Origin of the sequence: Streptomyces roseolus, assembly GCF_014649855.1 — a bacterium.
Lineage (GTDB): Bacteria > Actinomycetota > Actinomycetes > Streptomycetales > Streptomycetaceae > Streptomyces > Streptomyces roseolus.
The window spans coordinates 27,611-48,109 of record NZ_BMTV01000015.1 but is presented as its reverse complement, the minus strand read 5'-3'; the positions used below and the strand labels follow the sequence as shown (position 1 = coordinate 48,109).

The 20,499-nt window shown below is 71.9% G+C and carries 17 protein-coding genes, 1 tRNA gene and 2 pseudogenes; 13 read left to right on the top strand and 7 right to left on the bottom strand.

Going from position 1 to position 20,499, the window contains the following annotated elements:
- Positions 1 to 42 precede the first annotated feature (42 nt).
- From IE245_RS18945 to IE245_RS18935, 3 genes are all read left to right on the top strand, one after another.
- Positions 43 to 2,343, top strand: coding sequence for a DEAD/DEAH box helicase (locus IE245_RS18945; protein WP_189949080.1), 2,301 nt, complete (start codon positions 43 to 45; stop codon positions 2,341 to 2,343).
- 177 nt (positions 2,344 to 2,520) lie between these two features.
- A complete protein-coding gene (locus tag IE245_RS18940; RefSeq protein WP_189949077.1) occupies positions 2,521 to 5,679 on the top strand; it encodes an FG-GAP-like repeat-containing protein in 3,159 nt (1,052 codons plus the stop codon).
- An 82-nt stretch (positions 5,680 to 5,761) separates the two neighbouring features.
- Positions 5,762 to 5,834 (top strand) — tRNA-Lys (locus IE245_RS18935).
- A gap of 266 nt (positions 5,835 to 6,100) precedes the next feature.
- Here IE245_RS18935 and IE245_RS38110 read toward each other — a convergent pair.
- Together IE245_RS38110 and IE245_RS18925 are read right to left on the bottom strand one after the other, a co-directional pair.
- Positions 6,101 to 6,472 (bottom strand): annotated as a pseudogene (locus IE245_RS38110) (SMI1/KNR4 family protein); the annotation flags it as partial.
- Between the two features lie 126 nt (positions 6,473 to 6,598).
- Positions 6,599 to 6,805 carry a hypothetical protein gene (locus IE245_RS18925; RefSeq protein ID WP_189949076.1) on the bottom strand — a complete coding sequence of 69 codons (207 nt, stop codon included), beginning with the start codon at positions 6,803 to 6,805 and terminating at the stop codon, positions 6,599 to 6,601.
- A 153-nt stretch (positions 6,806 to 6,958) separates the two neighbouring features.
- Between IE245_RS18925 and IE245_RS18920 the strand changes: the two genes are divergently transcribed.
- Positions 6,959 to 8,866: a replicative DNA helicase gene (locus tag IE245_RS18920; RefSeq protein ID WP_229851387.1), complete on the top strand. Its 1,908-nt coding sequence runs from the start codon at positions 6,959 to 6,961 to the stop codon at positions 8,864 to 8,866.
- Positions 8,867 to 8,954: 88 nt separating this feature from the next.
- Here the strand turns inward: IE245_RS18920 and IE245_RS18915 are convergent.
- Positions 8,955 to 10,142, bottom strand: a pseudogene (locus IE245_RS18915) (site-specific integrase); the annotation flags it as partial.
- A gap of 529 nt (positions 10,143 to 10,671) precedes the next feature.
- On the opposite strand from IE245_RS18915, the gene IE245_RS18910 reads away from it, so the two are divergent.
- The 6 genes from IE245_RS18910 to IE245_RS18885 are packed head-to-tail and all read left to right on the top strand — an operon-like array spanning position 10,672 to position 14,764.
- A complete protein-coding gene (locus tag IE245_RS18910; protein WP_189949073.1) occupies positions 10,672 to 11,073 on the top strand; it encodes a WXG100 family type VII secretion target in 402 nt (133 codons plus the stop codon).
- A 19-nt stretch (positions 11,074 to 11,092) separates the two neighbouring features.
- A complete protein-coding gene (locus tag IE245_RS18905; protein WP_189949071.1) occupies positions 11,093 to 11,398 on the top strand; it encodes a WXG100 family type VII secretion target in 306 nt (101 codons plus the stop codon).
- Positions 11,398 to 13,164: an RNase A-like domain-containing protein gene (locus IE245_RS18900; protein WP_189949069.1), complete on the top strand. Its 1,767-nt coding sequence runs from the start codon at positions 11,398 to 11,400 to the stop codon at positions 13,162 to 13,164. The genes IE245_RS18905 and IE245_RS18900 overlap by 1 nt, the downstream gene beginning before the upstream one ends.
- Positions 13,165 to 13,190: 26 nt before the next feature.
- On the top strand, positions 13,191 to 13,754 hold the full coding sequence (locus IE245_RS18895) for a hypothetical protein (RefSeq protein ID WP_189949067.1): 564 nt from the start codon (positions 13,191 to 13,193) through the stop codon (positions 13,752 to 13,754).
- Between the two features lie 40 nt (positions 13,755 to 13,794).
- Positions 13,795 to 14,094: an RNase A-like domain-containing protein gene (locus IE245_RS18890; protein ID WP_189949065.1), complete on the top strand. Its 300-nt coding sequence runs from the start codon at positions 13,795 to 13,797 to the stop codon at positions 14,092 to 14,094.
- A 13-nt stretch (positions 14,095 to 14,107) separates the two neighbouring features.
- Complete coding sequence (locus IE245_RS18885) at positions 14,108 to 14,764, top strand: contact-dependent growth inhibition system immunity protein (RefSeq protein WP_189949063.1); 657 nt, start codon at positions 14,108 to 14,110, stop codon at positions 14,762 to 14,764.
- Positions 14,765 to 15,043: 279 nt separating this feature from the next.
- On the opposite strand, the gene IE245_RS18880 is transcribed toward IE245_RS18885, so the two are convergent.
- Both IE245_RS18880 and IE245_RS18875 read right to left on the bottom strand, forming a co-directional pair.
- Positions 15,044 to 15,463 (bottom strand): RNHCP domain-containing protein, encoded by a 420-nt coding sequence (locus IE245_RS18880; RefSeq protein WP_189949061.1) that lies wholly within the window; start codon positions 15,461 to 15,463, stop codon positions 15,044 to 15,046.
- A gap of 27 nt (positions 15,464 to 15,490) precedes the next feature.
- Positions 15,491 to 15,865 carry an RNHCP domain-containing protein gene (locus IE245_RS18875; RefSeq protein WP_189949059.1) on the bottom strand — a complete coding sequence of 125 codons (375 nt, stop codon included), beginning with the start codon at positions 15,863 to 15,865 and terminating at the stop codon, positions 15,491 to 15,493.
- 412 nt (positions 15,866 to 16,277) lie between these two features.
- Here IE245_RS18875 and IE245_RS18870 point away from each other — a divergent pair, with 412 nt between their 5' ends.
- The 3 genes from IE245_RS18870 (at position 16,278) to IE245_RS18860 (ending at position 18,804) form a co-directional block, all read left to right on the top strand.
- Positions 16,278 to 16,499 (top strand): hypothetical protein, encoded by a 222-nt coding sequence (locus tag IE245_RS18870; RefSeq protein ID WP_189949057.1) that lies wholly within the window; start codon positions 16,278 to 16,280, stop codon positions 16,497 to 16,499.
- Positions 16,500 to 16,603: 104 nt separating this feature from the next.
- On the top strand, positions 16,604 to 18,145 hold the full coding sequence (locus IE245_RS18865; RefSeq protein ID WP_229851386.1) for a diacylglycerol/lipid kinase family protein: 1,542 nt from the start codon (positions 16,604 to 16,606) through the stop codon (positions 18,143 to 18,145).
- Positions 18,142 to 18,804, top strand: coding sequence for a phosphatase PAP2 family protein (locus tag IE245_RS18860; protein ID WP_189949055.1), 663 nt, complete (start codon positions 18,142 to 18,144; stop codon positions 18,802 to 18,804). Before IE245_RS18865 ends, IE245_RS18860 begins: the two co-directional genes overlap by 4 nt.
- Positions 18,805 to 18,813: 9 nt before the next feature.
- On the opposite strand, the gene IE245_RS18855 is transcribed toward IE245_RS18860, so the two are convergent.
- Complete coding sequence (locus tag IE245_RS18855) at positions 18,814 to 19,497, bottom strand: SAM-dependent methyltransferase (protein WP_189949047.1); 684 nt, start codon at positions 19,495 to 19,497, stop codon at positions 18,814 to 18,816.
- A gap of 26 nt (positions 19,498 to 19,523) precedes the next feature.
- Positions 19,524 to 20,411 (bottom strand): sigma-70 family RNA polymerase sigma factor, encoded by an 888-nt coding sequence (locus tag IE245_RS18850; RefSeq protein WP_229851406.1) that lies wholly within the window; start codon positions 20,409 to 20,411, stop codon positions 19,524 to 19,526.
- Positions 20,412 to 20,499 lie beyond the last annotated feature (88 nt).

The window sequence follows — 20,499 nt, the reverse complement described above, 5'->3', positions numbered from 1 at the left end:
TGACGGGCGCGTGCCGAGACTCCGGAAGGTTTCGCATTTCGCATGTCCATTTCCAGTTCTGACCACACCGTCATGCCCGAGAACGACGAGATCACCGAGATCGTCGAGCTCGCCGACGACGCGGAGATCACCGACGAGGCCGTCGAGGCCCTCGACGTCTCCGACCTGGCCGACGAGGCCGACGACGCCGACTCCGACGCGGCCCCCGAGATCACCTTCGGTGACCTGGGCCTGCCCGAGGGCGTCGTCCGCAAGCTCGCGCAGAACGGCGTGACCACCCCCTTCCCGATCCAGGCGGCGACCATCCCGGACGCCCTGGCCGGCAAGGACATCCTGGGCCGCGGCCGCACCGGCTCCGGCAAGACCCTCTCCTTCGGCCTCCCGCTGCTCGCCACCCTGGCCGGCGGCCAGACCGAGAAGAAGAAGCCCCGCGGCGTCATCCTCACCCCGACCCGCGAGCTCGCGATGCAGGTCGCGGACGCCCTCCAGCCCTACGGCGACGTGCTCGGCCTCAAGATGAAGGTCGTCTGCGGCGGTACGTCGATGGGCAACCAGATCTACGCCCTGGAGCGCGGCGTCGACATCCTCGTCGCCACCCCGGGCCGCCTGCGCGACATCATCAACCGCGGCGCCTGCTCCCTGGAGCAGGTCCAGATCGCCGTCCTCGACGAGGCCGACCAGATGGCCGACCTGGGCTTCCTGCCCGAGGTCACCGAGCTCCTCGACCAGGTCCCGGCCGGCGGCCAGCGCCTCCTCTTCTCCGCCACGCTGGAGAACGAGATCGACAGCCTGGTCAAGCGCTACCTGGTGAATCCGGTCGTCCACGAGGTCGACCCGTCCGCCGGCGCCGTCACGACCATGACCCACCACGTCCTCGTCGTGAAGCCGAAGGACAAGGCCCCGGTCACCGCCGCGATCGCCGCCCGCAAGGGCCGCACGATCATCTTCGTCCGCACCCAGCTCGGTGCCGACCGCGTCGCCGAGCAGCTGCGCGAGTCCGGCGTGAAGGCCGACGCGCTGCACGGCGGCATGACCCAGGGCGCCCGTACCCGCACGCTCGCCGACTTCAAGGACGGTTACGTCAACGTCCTCGTCGCCACCGACGTCGCCGCTCGCGGCATCCACGTCGACGGCATCGACCTGGTCCTCAACGTGGACCCGGCCGGCGACCACAAGGACTACCTGCACCGCTCGGGCCGCACCGCCCGCGCCGGCCGCTCCGGCGTCGTGGTCTCCCTGGCCCTGCCGCACCAGCGCCGCCAGATCTTCCGCCTCATGGAGGACGCGGGCGTCGACGCCTCGCGCCACATCGTCGGCGGCGCCGGCGCCTTCGACCCCGAGGTCGCCGAGATCACCGGCGCCCGTTCGCTGACCGAGGTCCAGGCCGACTCCGCGAACAACTCGGCCAAGCAGGCCGAGCGCGAGGTCGTCGACCTGACCCGTCAGCTGGAGCGCCTGCAGCGCCGCGCCGTCGAGCTCCGCGAGGAGGCCGACCGCCTCGTCGCCCAGGCCGCCCGCGAGCGCGGCGAGGACCCGGAGACCGCCGTCGCCGCCGTCGCCGAGGCCGCCGAGGCCGAGGTGGCCGAGGCCGCCGCCGAGGCCGAGCGTGCCGCACGCGCCGAGGCCCAGCGCCAGGAGCGCCCGGCCCGCGACGAGCGCGGCAACTACGAGCGCCGTGACCGCGGTGGCGACCGTGGCGGCTTCAACCGTGACGACCGCGGTGGCTTCCGCGGCGGTGACCGTGGCGGCCGTTCCTTCGAGCGTCGTGACGACCGTCCGGCCGGTGGCTTCCGCCGGGACAACGACCGTCCGTCCTTCCGTGACCGTGACGACCGCGGTGGCGACCGTGGCGGCCGCTCCTTCGAGCGTCGTGACGACCGCCCGGCCGGCGGTTTCCGCCGGGACAACGACCGTCCGTCCTTCCGTGACCGTGACGACCGCGGCGGTGACCGTGGCGGCTTCCGCCGTGACGACCGTCCGTCGGGCGGCTTCCGCCGGGACAACGACCGTCCGTCCTTCCGTGACCGTGACGACCGCGGTGGCGACCGTGGCGGCCGCTCCTTCGAGCGTCGTGACGACCGCCCGGCCGGCGGTTTCCGCCGGGACAACGACCGTCCGTCGGGCGGCGGCTTCCGCCGTGACGACCGTCCGTCGGGCGGCTTCCGCCGCGACAACGACCGTCCGTTCAACCGCGACCGTCGCGACGACCGCCCCTCGGGCGGCGGCTTCCGCCGTGACGACCGCCCGTCCGGTGGCTTCCGCCGCGACGACCACCGCCCGTCCGGCTCCTCCTTCGGTGGCGGCCGCCGCGACGACAAGCCCCGCTGGAAGCGCAACGGCTGAGTCCGTGTGATCTGAGCCCTGCGACGAACCCCCGTGACACCGGCTGTCACGGGGGTTCGTCGCGTCCGGCGTACAACCCTCACGGGCCCCCACCGGTCTCGTACAAGGACCCACGTGCGAGGCTCGTACGTCCGTTCACTCGTCACCGTGCCGGAACTCCCCCGGGGAGGGGCCCTCTTGTCTCGTACCGCACCCGCGCGTCGTGCGCGGACCCGCGTCGCCCTGCTCGCCGCCGTGCTGGCCGTCACCGGCGGGGGGATCGCGCCGGGGGCGGTGGCCGCGCCCGGGGCACCGGTCGTCGGGATCGACCAGGTGGACGTGGAGCCCCAGCTGCGGACCGCGCCGCGCGCGGAGACCGTGCTCGCGGCGGGCACGGGCGGGTACGCGCACCGCACCGAGGGCTCCGGGGCGGGCGTGGAGTGGACGGATCTCGCGAGCGGCACGAGCCGGCCCCTCGGGGACGGCGACGGGAACGACGCCTTCGCGGAGTTCGGGACCGGCGGCCGGTACGCGTACGTGGAGCGGGGCGTCGGCGCGTACGGGGTCCTCGACCTGGAGAGCGGCACGACGACGGCCCTGACCGTCCCCGAGGACGCCTCCTACCGGGGGCTCGTCGGCGACCGGCTGCTCTTCCAGCAGTACGTGCCCGGCACCTCGCTCGGCGCCACCGCCGGGTACTTCCTCCGGGCCGCGAGCGCCCCGGACGGCGCCTCCGTCCCCGTCACCGGCTGGCCGGCCGGCGCCGACCTGCACGGGGCGCGGCTGGTGGCCGGTGCGGAGGGCGTGGCCGTGCTCCGGTTCACCGTCGGCACCTCGGGCGCGGACCGCGACTCCGTCCTCGGGCTCGTGGACCCGGCCACCGGGCGGATGGAGGTGCTCGCGGAGGCCACGGCGGCGGACGGGGCGCTCGTGGCCGGCGTGGCCGTCACCGCCGAGCGGATCGCCTGGGTGGACCCCGACCGGAACGTCCACATCCGGTACCGCGCCGACCTCACCGGACCCGAGCTCCGCTACCCGTTGCCGGCCGGCCTGCGCGCCACCCGGATCGGGCTCGCCGGCGACTGGCTCCTGGCCACGGCCGAGCCCCGGCGGACGGGCGAGTCCCTCACCCGCGCGCTGGTCGCCGTGAGCCCGGCCGGTGTGCGGCAGACGCTGCTCACCGGGGCCGAGGAGCGGATCACACAGCTCGCGGACGGCTCGGGCGTGGCCGTCGTCGGCGGTACGTCCGCCACCGACTGGGCCGTCCTCAAGGCCGTGCCCGGCAAGGGCGGCGCCGCCCCGGCCCTGGAGAAGCTGCGGCCGGTGGCGCCGCTGCCCGCCGGGGTGGAGTCGCTGGCGCTCGGCATGGGCCGGCTCACCACGCTGGAGCACGACGGCCCCGAGGGGCCCGGCTTCCACAGCCGTACGCTGCCGGTCGGGCCGCTCCACACCGGCCAGTCCGCGGCGTCCTGGGCCGGTGCCGAGACGGGCATGGAGTGGAACGCTCCGCCGCTGCACGACACCGGCGACGGGCGGGTCGTCTCCTTCCCGAGGATCCCGGGCGCCGCTCGCGCGGTCGTCTCCCGGCGGACCACCGGCCCGGCCGCCGGCCGGACCACCCGGGTGGCGGTCGACCGGGACGGCCGGATCGCCGAAGCCTCCGGCCGGTGGACGGTGTTCCAGACCGGCACCCCGGCCCGGTACGGCGACCTCGTCGGCGACGGCGAGACGCTCGTCCTCGACCTGGACGCCCAGAAGATCGCCTCCCGACGGCCCCAGACCGCCGCGGCCGTCTGGGGCGACACCCTCTACACCGGCACCGGGGGCACCGGCGACGTCCTCCGCGAGGACCTCGCCACCGGCAAGGCCCTCGGCACGGTCGCGACCGGCGCCGGCTGTCCCCTGACCGAACTCCAGTCGGCCGGCCGCTGGCTCTACTGGTCGTGCGCCGGGTACGCGAAGCAGGGCGTCCTCGACCTCAGGAACCCGGCCGCGCCGATACGCGTCGCCCTGCCGGCGGGCGCCTCCCGGGGCGGCCTCCTCGGCGACGGCTACTTCGTGGACCAGAGGTCCGGCCCGTACCTCCGCGTCACCCCCTTCCCCACCGGGAAGGCCGGTGCTCCCTTCGACCTGACCCGCGCCGAGACCGTCCCCGGCGACCGCCGTGTGACCTGGACCGTCGACCGCTTCGGCGGCGCCGTCGCCTACCGGGGCGCCGACCAGCGGGTGCACGCCGTCTGGACCGACGTCCCCACCTCCGACCTGAGGGTCGCCGCCGCCTCGACCCCGGCCGGGCTGCGCGCGCCCGGCACCTGGAAGGCGTCCTGGACGCTGTCGAAGCCCGCCTCCCAGTACGAGGTGAGCGTGGTCGACGCGTACAGCTTCAAGCCGCTGAAGACCTTCCGGGGCACCGAGACCCGCGGGCGGATCGACGTCACCTGGGACGGGAGGAACGCGGCGGGCCTGCCCGCGCCGAACGGGCCGTACGCGTGGGTGGTGCGCGCCCTCACCGCCGACGGCGAGGGCCGCGACCTGTACGCCTCCGGCCGGATCACGGTCTCCGGCAGCCGGCCCGCCTTCCGCGACCTCGCCGGCGCCGACGCCCAGGGCGACCTGCTCGGCGTGAACACGTCCGGCGCCGTCTCCCTCTATCGGGGCAACGGCCTCGGCGGGCTCTCCGCCCGCACCACCGCCACCGGCGCGGCCTTCCCGGCCGGCACGCTCCTCGTCCCCTTCGGCGACGTGAACGGCGACGGCTGCGCCGACGTCCTCGGCCGCGTCGGCAACGAGCTGCGGGCCTACCGGCCGGGCTGCGGCAAGGTCGTCACGGCCTCGTCGCCGTACACCGCCATCGGGTCCGGCTGGGCCCAGTACGACGTGCTCACCCCGCCCGGCGACGTCGACGCCGACGGCCACCAGGACCTGATCGCGCGCCAGACCACCACCGGCGACATGTACTTCTACGCCGGCACCGCCGGCCACCGCCTCGAGCCCCGGATGCGGATCGGCATCAACTGGAAGCTGTACAAGCGGATCACCGGCGCGGGCGACCTCGACGGCGACGGCCGCGGCGACCTCCTCGGCATCGACGGCTCCGGCGTCCTGTGGGTCTACTTCGGCACCCCGTCCGGCGGCGTCACCCCGCGCGTCCGGGTCGGCGGCGGCTGGCAGGTCTACACGGCGGTCCAGGGCGTCGGCGACCTCGACGGCGACGGCGACGCCGACCTCGTCGCCCGCGACACCGCCGGCCGCCTCTACGCCTACTACGGCTACGACCGCGGCCGCACCAGCGCCCCCTACGCCCCCCGAGAGCTCATCGGCACCGGCGGCTGGAACACCTTCCGCACCCTCCACTGACCCGGGGCACGACGCGACGGGTTCCGATACCCGATCGGTTCCCCGGGCCCGTCGGGCTATGCTGCTCGGAGTGCTCGCACACGGGCCGTTAGCTCAATTGGCAGAGCAGTGGACTTTTAATCCATTGGTTGTGGGTTCGAGTCCCACACGGCCTACCGAATGGTGGGGGAGGGAAGCCCCTCTGACCTGCTGCGGAGCGCCCCGACCGGCTTCTGCTGGTCGGGGCGCTCTGTCGTTCGGGGGTGCTTGCGTGAGCGGTGCGTGAGCGGACGGGCTGAGCTGGATGTGGACCGAAGGGCAGGCGAGGGTCTCCCGGCTGCAAGCGTGAAGCGGCATCCGACCACGGGGCCATGTCGAACTCCTCGTCGACCATGTCCTCCTCGTACCAGCCTTTGCCGGCCAGCCATGTCTCCAGCCATTCGGCCAGGCTGCTCGCGTCGACGAACCAGGCGCCGGTGAGGTCCTGGTCGGTAATCGCGTTCGGATCGAAGAGAAGGGCCGCCCCGTCCTCGCTCAGGCAGTCGACGGCGGCGATCATGGCGCAGCCCCAGTCAAGGATCGGCACGACCCCCTTGGGCCAGGACCACCAGGTGTCCGCGTCGGCGGGCGGTACGCGGTCGAGGTAGCCGTCGACCACGGTGTCTTCTTCGGCAGCCGTTGCTCGGGTGAGAGGGAAGAGCGTGTACTCAGGGCCGAAGCCCCCGTCCCCCGCCTGCCGGTAGAGGGCTGCAAGGAGGGGGTGCAAGGGGAACCCAAGGTGTTCCTCGGCCGCGGCGAGGGCGTCTGCGGTCACAGGGGGACTGCGGTCTGCTCGCCGCAGCTCTGATGGAGACGCGCTCCAGCAGATCGTCGTACTCGTTCATGCCGGGCATCTTCGCCGACACCTCTGACAGCCGTGGCCGGTGCGGCAGATCGCCGACTACTTGACGACCGCGACCACAACCACGAGGACGGCGCTGATCACTGACAGGGACGTAGCGAACGCCTTGCCGGATGCGGCGATGCACGCAGGGACCGGGCTACCGCCCCAGCGGGCGACGGCGAAGGCCGCGCCGGCTGCAAGCAGCGAGAGGACCACGGCCAGGGTGATCGACAGGACCAGCATCGCAGTGTGGGTGAGGCTCACGGATCCCCTCCGAGTCGGTTCAGCAGGTGACGATGCACTCGCGCACCGCCTTGAATCGACGATCCACCTCCCACCTGCGCCGATAAGCCGGTTGGATGTTGTTTCTGGGACAACGAGGGTTGTTCGAAGAACAACTCGCTGAGGAGAGACCGCGTGGGGACAGCGAAGCGGCCGGGGCGACCGTGGACGGAGGCACGCGGGGCGTGCAAGGAGATCAATGACCTCGTCCGCGTATTGCGGGACTGGCTTGACGCGTCGAATGTGTCGGTGGCCAGACTGCACAAACTCCTTACGCCCGAGCACTTCGGAGGGGATGTACCGGCGTTGGGGCGCCTGCACAGGCAACTCAGTGGTGTGGGGCTGACCTGGGAGCTGGCCGAGGCCGTCGCCGACGTGTGTTTCCCACACGAGAGCGGGCAGCAGGCCGCCGACCGACTGGAGCTGATCCGGCCGTTGTGGGTGGCAGCGAACACGGCCCCGACTCCGGCTTCGACCGATTCCGCGTACGACCTTGTCGAGGCCCAGAAGGGAACGATCGCGGCACTGGAGGAGCTCAATCGAGTCCGCCAGGCGTTCGAGGTCAGCGAGCAGGCACGGTTGCAGGCCCTGCAGGTGGCTACGATCCTGTTCGCCCTGCTCGGACAGGCGCAGGCCCAGGTGGCTCAGCTCACACGACGGCTCGACGCGATGCGCTCCGTCGCCGATCCCGAGTCGGCCGAGGTCCAGATGACGTCGGGCCGTCTGGTGCGAGCCCAGACGCAGACAGATGACCTCCGCTTGCAACTGGTCCGCGCTGAGGCTGAGCGGGACAGAGCGCAGCAAGTCGCCGATCTCGCAGTCCGACAGATCATGTACTTGGAGGCGGAGCTGCGGGAAGGCGGTTGCGATACGGAGGGTGGCGGACGGCTCACGGGTGGCGCGGATGTTGTGTTCGGCGCTTCGGTGGGTGCTGCGGAGGACGACGCCCTTGACGAGGTCGACGCCGTACTCCGCAAGGCTCGCGACGTACTCGACCGCGAGCACGAGGTTGTTCAGGAGGCGGCCGAGAACATCGGATGGTGGGATGCTGAGGAGCAGCGAGCCGCTGGCAGGGTCATTCCTGGTCAGGCCATGGGCATGGAGGGTCCCGGCCTGGACGACGGGTTGTCTGGAACAACTCCTGACAACCCTCTGGCCAGCGAAGATGCAGTAGCTGACGCCATTCCGCTTGTGGCGTTCCCGCTCAGCGACGTCCTGGAAGGAACGCTAGATCAGATCGAGGGAATCGGCTCGGCGGGCTTGACCGGTCTGCCGACTGGCTTCAAGGACCTCGACAGCCTGACGGACGGACTGCATCCCGGTCAGTTGATCGTTCTCGCTGGTGCCCCATCAATGGGCAAGTCCACCCTCGCCCAGGACATCCTGCGGTCAGTCTCCATCGGCCAGGGGCTTCCGTCGGTCCTCTTCACGCTTGAGCAGGTCAGGAACGAGGTGGTGATGCGGCTGCTATCAGCCGAATGCCGGGTTGCCCTGCACCACATGCGCTCCGGCAAGATGACCGACGAGGACTGGACTCGACTGGCGCGACGCATGCCGGATGTGAACGCCGCGCCCCTCTACATCCAGGACGGCGGCCTTTCATCCTTCACGGAACTGCGCTCGCACGCCCGTCGCCTGCGTGCCCAGAACGGTATCCGGCTCATCGTCGTCGACGCCCTGCACTTGCTTACCTACTCCCCGCGGCCGATGGACTCGCGCTTCGAGGAGATCTCTGAGATCGCGCGTCAGCTCAAGCTCCTGGCCATTGAGCTCGAAGTGCCAGTGATCGCTGTCTCCCAGCTCAACCGGGGGCCCGAGAGGCGCACCGACGTGAAGCCAACGCTCGCTGACCTGCGTGCGTCCGGCACGCCCGAGAACAACGCAGACCTGGTTGTCCTTCTGCACCGGGAAGACGCTTATGAAAAGGAGTCACCTCGTGCAGGAGAGGCCGATCTGATCATAGCCAAGCACCGCCAGGGTCCGACCGGCGTCATCACAGTGGCCTTCCAGGGGCACTACTCCCGGTTCGTCGACATGTGCTAGCTGGGCTGATTTCCTGTGGGATATCAGATTCCGTGGCCAAGTCTCACGAATGATGGCCAACCGACGGTCACTCTCGAGAATCTTTAGGTCAAGGGCTTGCCCTCGGTGGCTCTCCTGAGGATTTGGCCACGGTTGTGCCCCGGGGGACGAGCGCCGCCGCTGCCTCGGCCACCGCGCGGTCGACCTCCGGAAGGAGGCTCGTGTACGTGTCCGAGGTCAACGTGATCGTGTGGATGTCGCCGCCGGCGCCGTGGGTGAGTGTGGCCGAGACGTGGCGGAGGTCCCGCAGGGTGATGGGCGGGAGGTCGGTGGCGGCGAGGATGCGGCGGAAGGTCTCCGAGACGGTCTCCGGGTGGAGCCAGGAGCCGTCCTCCTTGGTGAAGACCTTGCCCGTGTCCTGCCAGGCGGCGCCGGCATTCCTCCGCTCCTTCGCCTGACGGGCCTTCTGGGCGCGCAGGACCTCGATGTTCACGCTGTCGAGGGCGATCGTGCCCGCGCTGCCGTCGGTCTTCGGTTCTGACTCGTACGGGCTCCAGCCGTCGACGACGATCCCCTTGGCCGGGGTGATGAGGCCGGCGTCGAGGTCGGTCTCGTGCCAGTCCTGGCCGACGGCCTCGCCGCGCCGGAGGCCGCGGGTGCCCATGAGGTGGAAGACGGCATAGAGGTGGTCTCCCTCGGCGGCGTCGAGGAAGGCGCCGAACTGCTGTGGGGTCCACACCATGACGGGACCGGGGATCTCGCCCGTCTCCCGCCGGCGGCGGACGCGCTCGTCAGTCCAGAACAGTGGCTTGGTGCGCTTGCCCGACGTGGGCGGCCGGGTTGAAGGTGATGAGCTGCTGGGCGATGGCGGAGTTCAGGGCCGCACGGAGAGTGCGGCGTACGGCCTGCCGGGTCGCCGGGCCGGTGATCTTCCGGAACGGCTTCATCTCCGCGAGCTTCGCCCGCTCGGCGGCGAGGCGGTCCCTTCGGCGGCGACGGGGCGTCCGAGCCTGCTCGGCTTGCAGCGGGCGACCTGCTCGCGGCGGGCCTGGTTCTCGGCGGCGATCACCTCGTTGTCGTCGGCTATCCCGTCGAACATCTCCACCAGGTGACCGACGTTGAGCCGGTCCAGGCGTATGTGCCCGATGCGGGGCTTCAGGTGGACCCGGATGCGCGAGGCGTAGCCGTTGAGGGTGGACTTGCGGCGCTTCTTGGACGCGAACCAGTAGTCCAGCCAGTCGCCGACGGCGAGACTGCCACCCGGACCGAGGCCGGCCCGCAGACGCCGTGGGGTCTCAGCCGAATCCTGTGGGGAGAAGGGTGACGCGGTACTGCGAACGTCACGAAATGCACAACTGCGCGGACTGTGCTCCGAGCACTCCTCGCGGCGGTGGTTCCACCGGCGAGGGGGCGAGTGGCCGGCGGCCTCGATCATCATTCACTCGAGCGGCAAGGCACATCTTCCTGGCTGCGGACACATCGTCCCGGCCGGCATCCGGTCACCCGTCTACGGCTGGGTGCTCACCTCTTCACCCGGAGCATGGCGTCGCCTCGCGCCCTTCCATCCGTTCTGCGCGACGCAGGGAAACATTGAGCGGGTGGCCGTGAGCCGCTGCAGGGACTGCGACACAACGCAGTAGGGACAGCGGTCGGTCCCAAACTGACGGGGCTCCATGACATTTTCAAAGATCCTCGCCACGACCTGCGCCTTCGTCGCTTTTCGGCCTCTGTGTAGCCCACCCCCGCTGATCGGCAGACCTCGCCTTATAGGATGAACGGCCGCATAGGGGAACGCGTGCGCGAGCGGTGCGGAGCGGGGGGACAAGATGCGGAAAGCCGATCTGGTGGTCGCTGAGGACGGCCTCACCAAGCTGGCGGACGATCTCGATGGGACGCAGCGGTATCTGGAACAGCAGATCCGCGCCATGGACGAGGTCGTCGACAGGATTGCCGCAGGCTGGCAGGGGGCCACTGCCACCGCGTACCGCTCCCTGCACCGCGGGGTCGCCGAGGACGCCGTGCGCCTCCGCCAGGTGCTGGTCCTCCTCGAAGAGGCCATACGCGCCTCGCGCGACGGCTTCACCGAGCAGGAGCTCGACGTCCTTGCCCGGATACGACAGGTACAGGCGCACGAGGACGTGACCGCCGCCGCCCGCGACCTCACCCTGCCCGACCGGGCGCCCGCGTCAGACGCCGGGCAGCCGCGGAGCCGTCTCACGGACATCTGAACCACGGGGGATCACCACCATGTCGGACGACGACCGGATCAGCGTCGACTTCGCCACCCTGCAACGCCTTTCGGGAGATCTGGAGGACATCCTCCGCACCCTCAACGGGAAGCTGGACACACTGTACGAACGGGTCGCCAAGGTCGTCGTGACCTGGGAGGGTGAGGCCCGCGAGGCGTTCGTCGACGAGCTGGACAAGTGGAGCCACCAGGCCGACGACCTGAAGGCCGCGCAGGCATGGCTCCACGAGGTCGTGACCAAGGGACACCTCAATTACGCCGCCGCCAATCGGTCCGTGCTCCAGGCCTGGGGAGGCGGCGCCTGATGGGCACTCCCGCCCCCGCCCCCTCAGCGGGCGGCCCCGGCACCATCGACGTCAGACCGAGCGACCTCTGGAGGGTCTCCGGGCGGGTCGCCCAGCAGCAGGACTTCCTGATGCGCGGTGCCAAGCAACTCCTGGAGGAATTGGGAAAGTACCCGGACGCCGGCGGCGCCGGGACCGAGGCCCAGAGGTTCGCGCAGGCGTACAAGAAGATCGGTAACCGCTGGCTGGAGGTCTGGGGCCGCTCCGTGCTCAGTGTCGGCGGCGTCGCCGTCGGTTTCACCGAGACCGCCAACGCGTACACGAAGGCGGATGTCGCCTCCCATCCCAAGCCCGGGAAGACCGCCGAACAGCACCCCCGCCCCGCGGTCATCGACCAGGCCCCACACTTCGGCTCCGTGCCCGACATCAAATGGGGTGACGACGACGGCGGTGACGACTTCCTGCGCGGCCTGATGGAAGGCATCCCGGAGATCGTCCGGGACGTCCTCCAGCCGCTGTGCAAGAACGTGTTCCGGGTCGGGAAGGTGGCGGAAGTCCACCCCTTCCCGCAGCAGCACTACCTCAACTCCCTCTGCCACAGCTGGATGAATGTCTCCGTCGCGGCCACCACCATCGCGGACCAGCTCACCCAGGCGGTCGGTACCATCACCAACCACCAGCAGGCCGACTGGGAAGCCGCCATGCGGACCTTCTGCAGCGCCCTGTGGGGCGCCACCTCCTGGGGTGGGCAGCGACAGGGCTACCAGTGGGGGCAGACCGCCAACTCCGGCCCCGGCACGCCCCGCACCCCCACCGGCAGCCAACCCGTCCTCACCGTCCTGAAGGACACCGCCGACGACATCGCGACCGTCCTGCGCGAGTACGCGGAAGCCGCGGTCGACCTGAACCGTGACGTATCCGATGAAATCGACCGCGCCATGTGGAAGGCCGCGAAAGAGATCATCGAGGACATGGCCAAGCCCAAGGACCCCAAGAGCGTCCTCAGCACGGTCACGAACGTGCTCGGCAAGGGCGTCGGCCTGGTCCTGTCCTTCGACGTCAAGACTGTCCTGAACATCGACACCGCCAAGCTCAACCGGATCGTCGACACCTACACCGGCAGGCTGAGCGGTCTGACCGCCCGTATGGACGCGCTGAAGGACAAGCTCGACGAGGCTTACCTGAGCGCCCCCAAGTTCGAGGCCGGCGTCGCCCGCGCTCATGGTTTCGGCACCCGCGCCCTGGAGGAGTTCAAGGACTCGAAGACCTGGCTGAAGATCGATTCCCAGGGCAACTACGACCTGAACCTCGCTGCCAACGAGTACACGTCGGGCGGTCACACCCTCGACAGACACGTCGGCAAGACCGACGAGCAGCTGGCGCAGCGGCTGCGCGACCAGCAGGCGAACGGTCCGACACAGGCATGGCCGTACGGCAAGCCGGGGATCGGCGGTGCCTCCGCCTTCCCCACCTACCGGCGGGCCGAGGAACTGACCGAGTACAACCTGAACCGGAACAAAGCCGCGATCGACGCGTGGATCAAGGGACCGCCGCCGCCGGCGGACGGCGACGTCAAGTCGTTCTACGCGACGGCCCCCCACAACGAGACCAGCGGACGCAGCGTGAGCAAGCAGCCGGTGGACCCGAACGATCCGCTGTCCGGGTACAAGCAGGGCGGTCTGAACGCCAAGGCATACGACGTGAACGGCATCGACACGAGGATCCGGTACGACAGTGGCCGCACCCCGCCGTTCACCGTCATGACGTCGATGCCCTACAAGTCCTAGCGTCCAGCCGAGAAAGGCCAGCACCCATGTCCGTCGACCAAGCCTCGTGGGAAGCCGCGGTACGCCACCTGTTCGAGGACGCGTACCCGTACGACGCCACGGGCCCGCGCCGCCACGAGGACTGGGTCCTCGATGTCATCGCCCTGATGGCCCGGTCCGTCCCGGACCCCAGGGGCTGGGACGGTCTCGACGACGCGGCAGAGTCCCCGGCGCGCGAGGGGTTCCCCACGTACCCCTTCGCCGTTCACCCTCCGGAGTACATCGCCGCGCGCCTGAAGGAGATCGACCTGGACAGCGCCGAGAACCTGCTCCTGGCCCTCACGGACGACCGCTGCACCCTGTCGAACCTGAGGCGCTTCACGGAGAGCGAAGAGGAGCTGCGGACGATGGCGCGCACGATCCTCGCGCGGTACGGGGTGGCCGCCACCTTCCACACCAACGTCACCCGGCCCGGCCGCGTCCCCGGCACGCTCGACTTCTCGACGCCGGACTGGGGGTACAGCCCGCTCAGTGTCTACACGGAGGACTACGGCCTGATCGTCGTCTCCGACACCGAGGTCGGCATGTTCTGGAACTTCTCCGACCACTGAGCCGCCCGCCCGCCGACTGGGCGATTCGAAAGGATGCCTCGTGCTCACCCGCTCCGCCTCCTACCCCGACCGGGAGACCGCCCACTGGGCCACCCAGCAGGTGGTGACCGCCAACGAGCAGGCGATCCACCGCTGGCTCGCCCAGGGGACCCGGGCTCGGCTCACCATCGAGTCCGCCTGGCCCTCCCGCGAGGAGCCCGTGGGCCGGGTGCAGCTCGCGGCCGATCTGCTGGCCGGGCACGGTCCTGTCGACGTGCGCGCGGCACGCGTGGTGCTGCGCCGCGAACCGGCGAGCCCGCACGGCTTCGTCGTCCATACGACCGTCCCGTTCTACCTGTAGGGGCCGTACGCACATGTCCATGAAGCCGCTCGAACACGACCGCCGCTACGGCGAACTGGACCAGGTGATGCGGGCGTACCTGGGCCGGTCGGCCGACGACACCCCGGAGCGGCGCAGCGACGCGCTCGACGCCTATCTGCGGCACACCTGGCACACCCGGCCCTCGGCGATCGCGGAGGCAGAGCGTCAGCTGCGCGCGTACAGCCGCAACCCTCCGGGCCGCCTCCGACATGAGCTGGGCGAGTTCTACGCGATTCCGGACACCGGGATGCCGCAGGCCGCGATCGGCGCTTGGCTGGGGGTGCTGGCCGACCACCTGAAGAGGAGCATCGAGGAGGGCGACGTGCCGGAGCCGTCGTCACCCCGGACACACTGGGAGTGGCACGCGCGCTTCCCGGAGACCGCGCAGTTGCTCGGGGGCTGGTTCTCGCAGGACGTCGTCGACGAGTTCCCCGACCACGACGCAGCCGTCGCCGACTACGCCGCCACGACCCACCCCCAGCTGGTGGCCCGGCTCGTGGGCGAGCTCCACGAGCTGCTCGCCCTCCCCCTGGACGAGGGCGACTACGCCTTGGCGGCCGCCGAACTCGGCATGGAGGTCGGCCCACCCGATCCGTTCTCGTACGGCGCCTGGTTCCAGTCGGTGGCAACGATGCTGTCGAGCGCGTGACGCGGGATCGACGTCGACCGCAGCGCCGTCCGTGCGTGAGCGATGAGTGAGCGGACGTTCCGGCACGGCCCGGTTCCGGTCGGACCATGCGGCACCGCTCACCCTGTCCGACCAGGCATCCTCGGACGGAGCAGCACCGCCCGGCATCACCCGGTCGGATCCGGCCAGGAGTTTTAATCCATTGGTTGTGGGTTCGAGTCCCACACGGCCTACCACAGAGCGCCCGCAGCCCCAGGTCACCGACCTGGGGCTGCGTCGTTCCCGCCTATTCCTCCCGGGTCACAGGGCGAGCAGGGCGCGCCCGGCGGTCCGGGGGTCGGCGAGGGGGCGGAGGGCGAGGCGGACCAGGGCGAGCGGGTTGTCGTCGCCGGCGACGCGGTTGGCGCTGAGCTCGCCGCAGGAGACGCACTCGTGGATGATCAGCCACTCGCCGTCCGGGCGGACGGACATGCCCAGCGCCTCCATCCGGCCCCGGCAGTCCGCGGCGCGGTCGCCCGGGATCCTCCGGTCGACGTGCAGGCTGGCGAGGCAGTGGGGGCAGTGGTTCCGGTGCGCGGTGCCGGGGGCGGTCGGGGACACGTCGAGCCGGCAGGACGCGCACCGGAAGTCGTGGGACCGGTGCCCGCCATGGGCGTGCAGGACGTCCTTGTACCGCTGGGGCCGGCCGCGGCCCCGGCCGGTGCGGTTGTGGCGCGGCATGGTGGTGCTCCTTCCGGTTCCGGGCGGTCAGAGGGTTCCGAACGCTTCGAGCGGGAAGGGCGGTTGGGCCAGCGGACGGACCGCCATGCGCATGAGGATGAGCTGGTTGTCGTCGACGCACACCGGGTTGGAGGTGAGCTCGTCGCAGCGCACGCAGCGGTGGATCACCCTCCAGTCACCGGTGCGCAGGACGGCGATGGCGATCGGCGACATCCGGCCCTCGCAGTCGCTCGCCCCGCCCTCGACGTGGTCGAGCACGTGCCGGGAGTGCAGACAGGACGGGCAGTGGTTGCGCGGCACGCCGTCGGAGGCGTACGCGGACACGGTGAGCCCGCACCACGCACAGGCGAAGGTGCCGAGACCGAGGGTGTGGTGGGCGTGAGGGGAGGTGGGGTTGGACACCCGGTTGCTCCTTGCTGAGAAGTCGGTCGAGACAGCAAGAGCAGGCCGAGGGGCCTCGTCGGAAGGCAGCCCGACGACGCCACGGAACGGTGGCGTACGGGCACGTGCGGAGCACCGGAGAACACGTCCGGCGGCCACCCGGGCAAACGGGCGGCGAAAGGCGACGGACGGTTACGCGGTACGGCGAGGCGCACTCGGCGCGGGCCGGGGCATAAAACACCCTTTCCCAGGGCGCTCGGGCCCATCAAGAATCAGAACGACCTCCGCAGGCTAACAAGGCGTCTCCCGGGGGCGTCAACGGATTATCCGGCTACCGCAGACGGGTGAACGAGCAGGGGACGGGAGCGGCCGGAAACGGGCCACGGTCGGGGAGGGAGTACGGGCGTGCCCGGCGGGCCGTGGCGGACGGGGGGTGGCCGGCGCGGGGACCGGAGTGCTCTGCGCGGTGCTGGCCGCCGGGCCGCTCAGCGGGGTGCTCGGGCTGCCCATCGCCCGTACGGACGCCCTGCCCTGGCCGTACGAGGCGTTCGCCCTGTTGCTCCTGCCCGCGGCGGGGCTCGCCGTCGGCGTGCTGCTCGGCAGTCGCGAGGTGCTGCGGCGGGATCCGTATCTGACGGTCCGGGCGCACGGCTGACGTCCCCGGCTGCCCGGAAGGAGGTGTGATCTTCCCGCTAACGGCTGCTGTCGTGGGGTGGTTCGGGGGAGGGTGGGGGAGGCTTGGAAGGTGGAGGTGGGGTCGTGGACGGGGACGTGCGGTGGTGGGGCGGCGGGGTCGGGGCCGGGGGCGCCCGGGAGTTGGCCCGGTGGGCGTTGGCGGCGGCCGCGGGTGCGGTGGTCGTGCTGCTGTCCGCGTTGGGCGGCGGCGGGCTGTACGTGCTGCTGAGCGGGGTCGTGGGGCTGGTCGCCGGGGCCGTGGGGCTGTGGTGGTTCGTCGCGCACCGGGGGGCCCTGCGGGTCGCGGGGGGCGTGGTGGCCGTGGGGGCGCCGGTGGGCGTGCTCGTGCTGTACGTCGTCGGGGGGTTGTGGCTGTACGCGCTGGCCGCGCTCGGGCTGTGGTCGGTGGCGCTGGGGTGTGCGCGGGCGGCGCTGCGCAAGCCGGGTGAGGCGGTCGACGCGCCCGCGCCCGCCGTGGCCGCGGAGCGGCCCCGGAACCCGGTGCTGATCATGAATCCGAAGTCCGGGGGAGGGAAGGTCGAGCGGTTCGGGCTCGCGCGCAAGGCGGAGCGGCTGGGGGCGCGGGTCGTGGTGCTCGATCCGGCCGCGCCCGTGGACGTCACGGCGCTCGCCCGGAAGGCCGTCGCCGACGGCGCCGATCTGCTCGGGGTCGCCGGCGGGGACGGCACCCAGGCGCTCGTCGCGGCGGTGGCCGTCGAGCACGATCTGCCCTTCCTGGTGATCTCCGCCGGGACGCGGAACCACTTCGCCATGGACCTGGGGCTCGACCGGGACGATCCGGCGGCCTGCCTGGACGCGCTCACCGACGGGGAGGAGCTCCGGGTCGACCTCGGCACGGTCGCCGGCCGGCCCTTCGTCAACACGGTCTCCTTCGGGGTGTACGCGGACGTGGTGCAGCGTCCCGAGTACCGCGACGCCAAGGCCGAGACGGCGTTCGAGGCACTGCCCGACCTGCTGCGGGGCGGCCTCGGCGACCGGCTCGACGCGACCGCCGACGACACCCGGCTGCCGGGCCAGCAGGCCATCCTCGTCAGCAACAACCCGTACGCCGCGCCCGATCCGTTCAGCGCGGGCGCCGGGCACCGCACCCGTCTGGACGGCGGCCGGCTCGGCGTCATCGGCATCCGTGTGGACGGCGCAGCGGACGCCGCCGAGCTGGCCGTCCTCGGCAACCGGTCCGACGCGCTCAACGTCCTGACCGCGCAGCGCGTCGAAGTCCACGGAGGGGTCACCAACACCGGTGAGCCGAAGGCGGAGCGGACGCTGCCGGTGGCCGTGGACGGGGAGGCGCTCGTCCTGCCCACCCCGGTCGTCTGCGAACTGCGGCCGCGGGCGCTGCGCGTGCTGGTGCCGAGGGTCCGGCCGGGAGTGGTTCCGCCGCCTCCGCCGTTGGACTGGCGGCGGCTCGTACGGATCGCCTTCCCCGACCCGTACCGGGCGGGGGCGTGGAATGGTTCCGGAAGCGGTGCCGGAAGCGGTGCCGGAAGCGGTGCGGGCGGCAGGCCGGGCAGCAGTGCGGGTAGCAGGCCGGGTAGCAGTGCGGGAACTTCCGCTGTCAACCGTCCTCGGACGTCGTCCGAGGACTCCTACAGGAGTGGCGCATGAGCAGTGAGGACCAGAGCAGGAACGAGGACGGGGGCGGCACGCGGACGGCGTCCGCCGTGCGGCTGCGCGACCGGCCCCGGGCCGCCTTCTCCACGGCCCGGGCCGTGCTGCACGACCTGCGGGCGGTGGACGGGGCCGTGTACGGGGCGGTGGCCGCCACGCCGACGCCCGCGCTGGACGTCGGTCTGCGCCGGCTGTCGAACGCCGCCGACCACTCCAAGATCTCCTTCGCCGTCGCCGCCGGGCTCGCCCTCATCCCGGGACGCCCGCGCCGTGCCGCGGCCGCGGGCCTCGGCGCGATCGCGATCGCCTCGGCGACGGCCAACCTCCTCGGCAAGCGGCTGGTCCGCCGGCCGCGCCCGGACCGGGAGGCGGCGCGGGTGGTGGCGGGCCGGCACGTGCCGATGCCGGAGTCGGCCTCGTTCCCGTCCGGCCACACCGCCTCGGCGGTCGCCTTCGCCACCGCCGCCGGCGTGGCCCTGCCGCCCGCGGCGGTGCCGCTGGCGCTGCTCGCCTCGGCGGTCGGCTACTCCCGCGTCCACACCGGCGTCCACTACCCCGGCGACGTGGCCGCCGGCGCCGTCCTCGGCCTCGCCAGCGGCGCCGCGTCCCTGGCCATCGGAGCCTCCCTGCTGAAGACCCGTCGGCCGGCCGGGTAGGGGAGCGGTCTACGGGACGCGGGTCATCGTCACCCGCCAGAGCCGGCGCGGGAGTTCGCCCTCCTCGAAGGGGGTGACGTCGTCGAGCAGCCAGCCCTCGGCGGCCAGCTCCTCGACCAGCGCGCGGGAGAAGAAGTGCACGGCGAAGCCGCCGTGCTCGTGGATGTCGTCGCCGAGGTCGCGGCCCGTCCCGTAGTGGGCGTCCCCGGTGTGCCGGACCGTGAAGACGAACCGGCCGCCGGGGCGCAGCACCCGGTGCACCTCGGCGGTCAGGGCGCGGATCTCGGCCGTCGACAGGGCCATGCACATCAGCATGTGGGCGAAGACCGCGTCCGCGGAGCCGTCGGCGGCGGCCAGCGGTTCGCGCACGTCCTGGACCGCGGTGCCGATCCGGTCCGCGAGCCCCCGGGCCTCGGCCGCCGCCGTCAGCTGGGCCAGGCCGGTGGCGCTGAAGTCCGTCGCCCGTACGGAGAATCCCGTACGGGCGAAGTGGAGGGCGTCCCGGCCGTGCCCGGCGCCCAGCTCCAGGACGTCCCGGGCGCCCGCCTCCCGGAAGAGCCCGGCGGCGTACCGGGCCGGGGCGGAGGGCTCGTCCCCGTACATGCCGGGGTGGGCGGCGTACGTGGACTGCCAGTGGTCGCGGTGGGCCGCGCCCGCCGGGTCGCCGCCGTCCGGCGGTTCGTGGCTGTTCATGGGGTCGACGGTACGGCCCCGGGGGATCAGTCCGGGTACACGGCGCGGGCCAGGGCCTCCTCCGGGATGTCCAGGGCGGCGAGGCGCTCCGGGTCGGCCAGCACGTGCATCCGGACGATGCGGTCGCCGGCGATGGTGAAGGCCAGCAGGGAGACGGGCTTGCCGTCGACGACCCCCAGGACGGCCGGGGCGCCGTTGACGACGAGCGGCAGCGCCGCGTTGCGGAAGCTCGCGTACATGAGGGCCTGCCGGACGATCGCCTCGGCGCCGCGCACCAGCTTGGAGGCGCCGGCGAGGAGCGGGCCGCCGTCGGCGCGCAGCACCGCGTCCGGGTCGAGGACGGCGAGCAGGCCCTCGAAGTCGCCGCCCTGGGAGGCGGCGAGGAAGGCGTCGGCGATCTCCCGCTGGCGGCGCGCGTCGGGCCCGGGCCCGGGGTCGGCGTCCTGGACGCGCCGCCGGGCCCGGCTCGCCAGCTGGCGGGTCGCCGCCGGCGTGCGGTCCACGATCCGCGCGATCTCGTCGAAGGAGACGGCGAACATGTCGTGCAGCACGAAGGCGAGCCGCTCGGCGGGCGACAGCGTCTCCAGGACGACGAGGAGCGCGAGGCCGACGGACTCGGTGAGCTCGGCGGCGTGCTCCGGGTCGCCGATGCCCGGGACGTGCACGATCGGATCCGGTACGTAGGTGTCGAGCGGGTCCTCGCGCCGGGAGCCACGGGAGCGCAGCATGTCCAGGCAGACCCGGCCGATGACCGTGGTCAGCCAGCCGGTGAGGTTGGCGACCCCGCTCACGTCGGTGCGGCTGAGCTTGAACCAGGTCTCCTGGACGGCGTCCTCGGCCTCGCTGAGCGAGCCGAGCATGCGGTAGGCGACGGCGCGCAGATGGCCGCGGTCGGCGTCGAACCGCCGCGCCAGCGCCTCTGCGGCGCTCCCTTCACCGGAGCCCGACCCCGACCCCGAGCCCGACCCCGAGTCGTAGCCGGGGACCGAGCCCGAGCCCGAA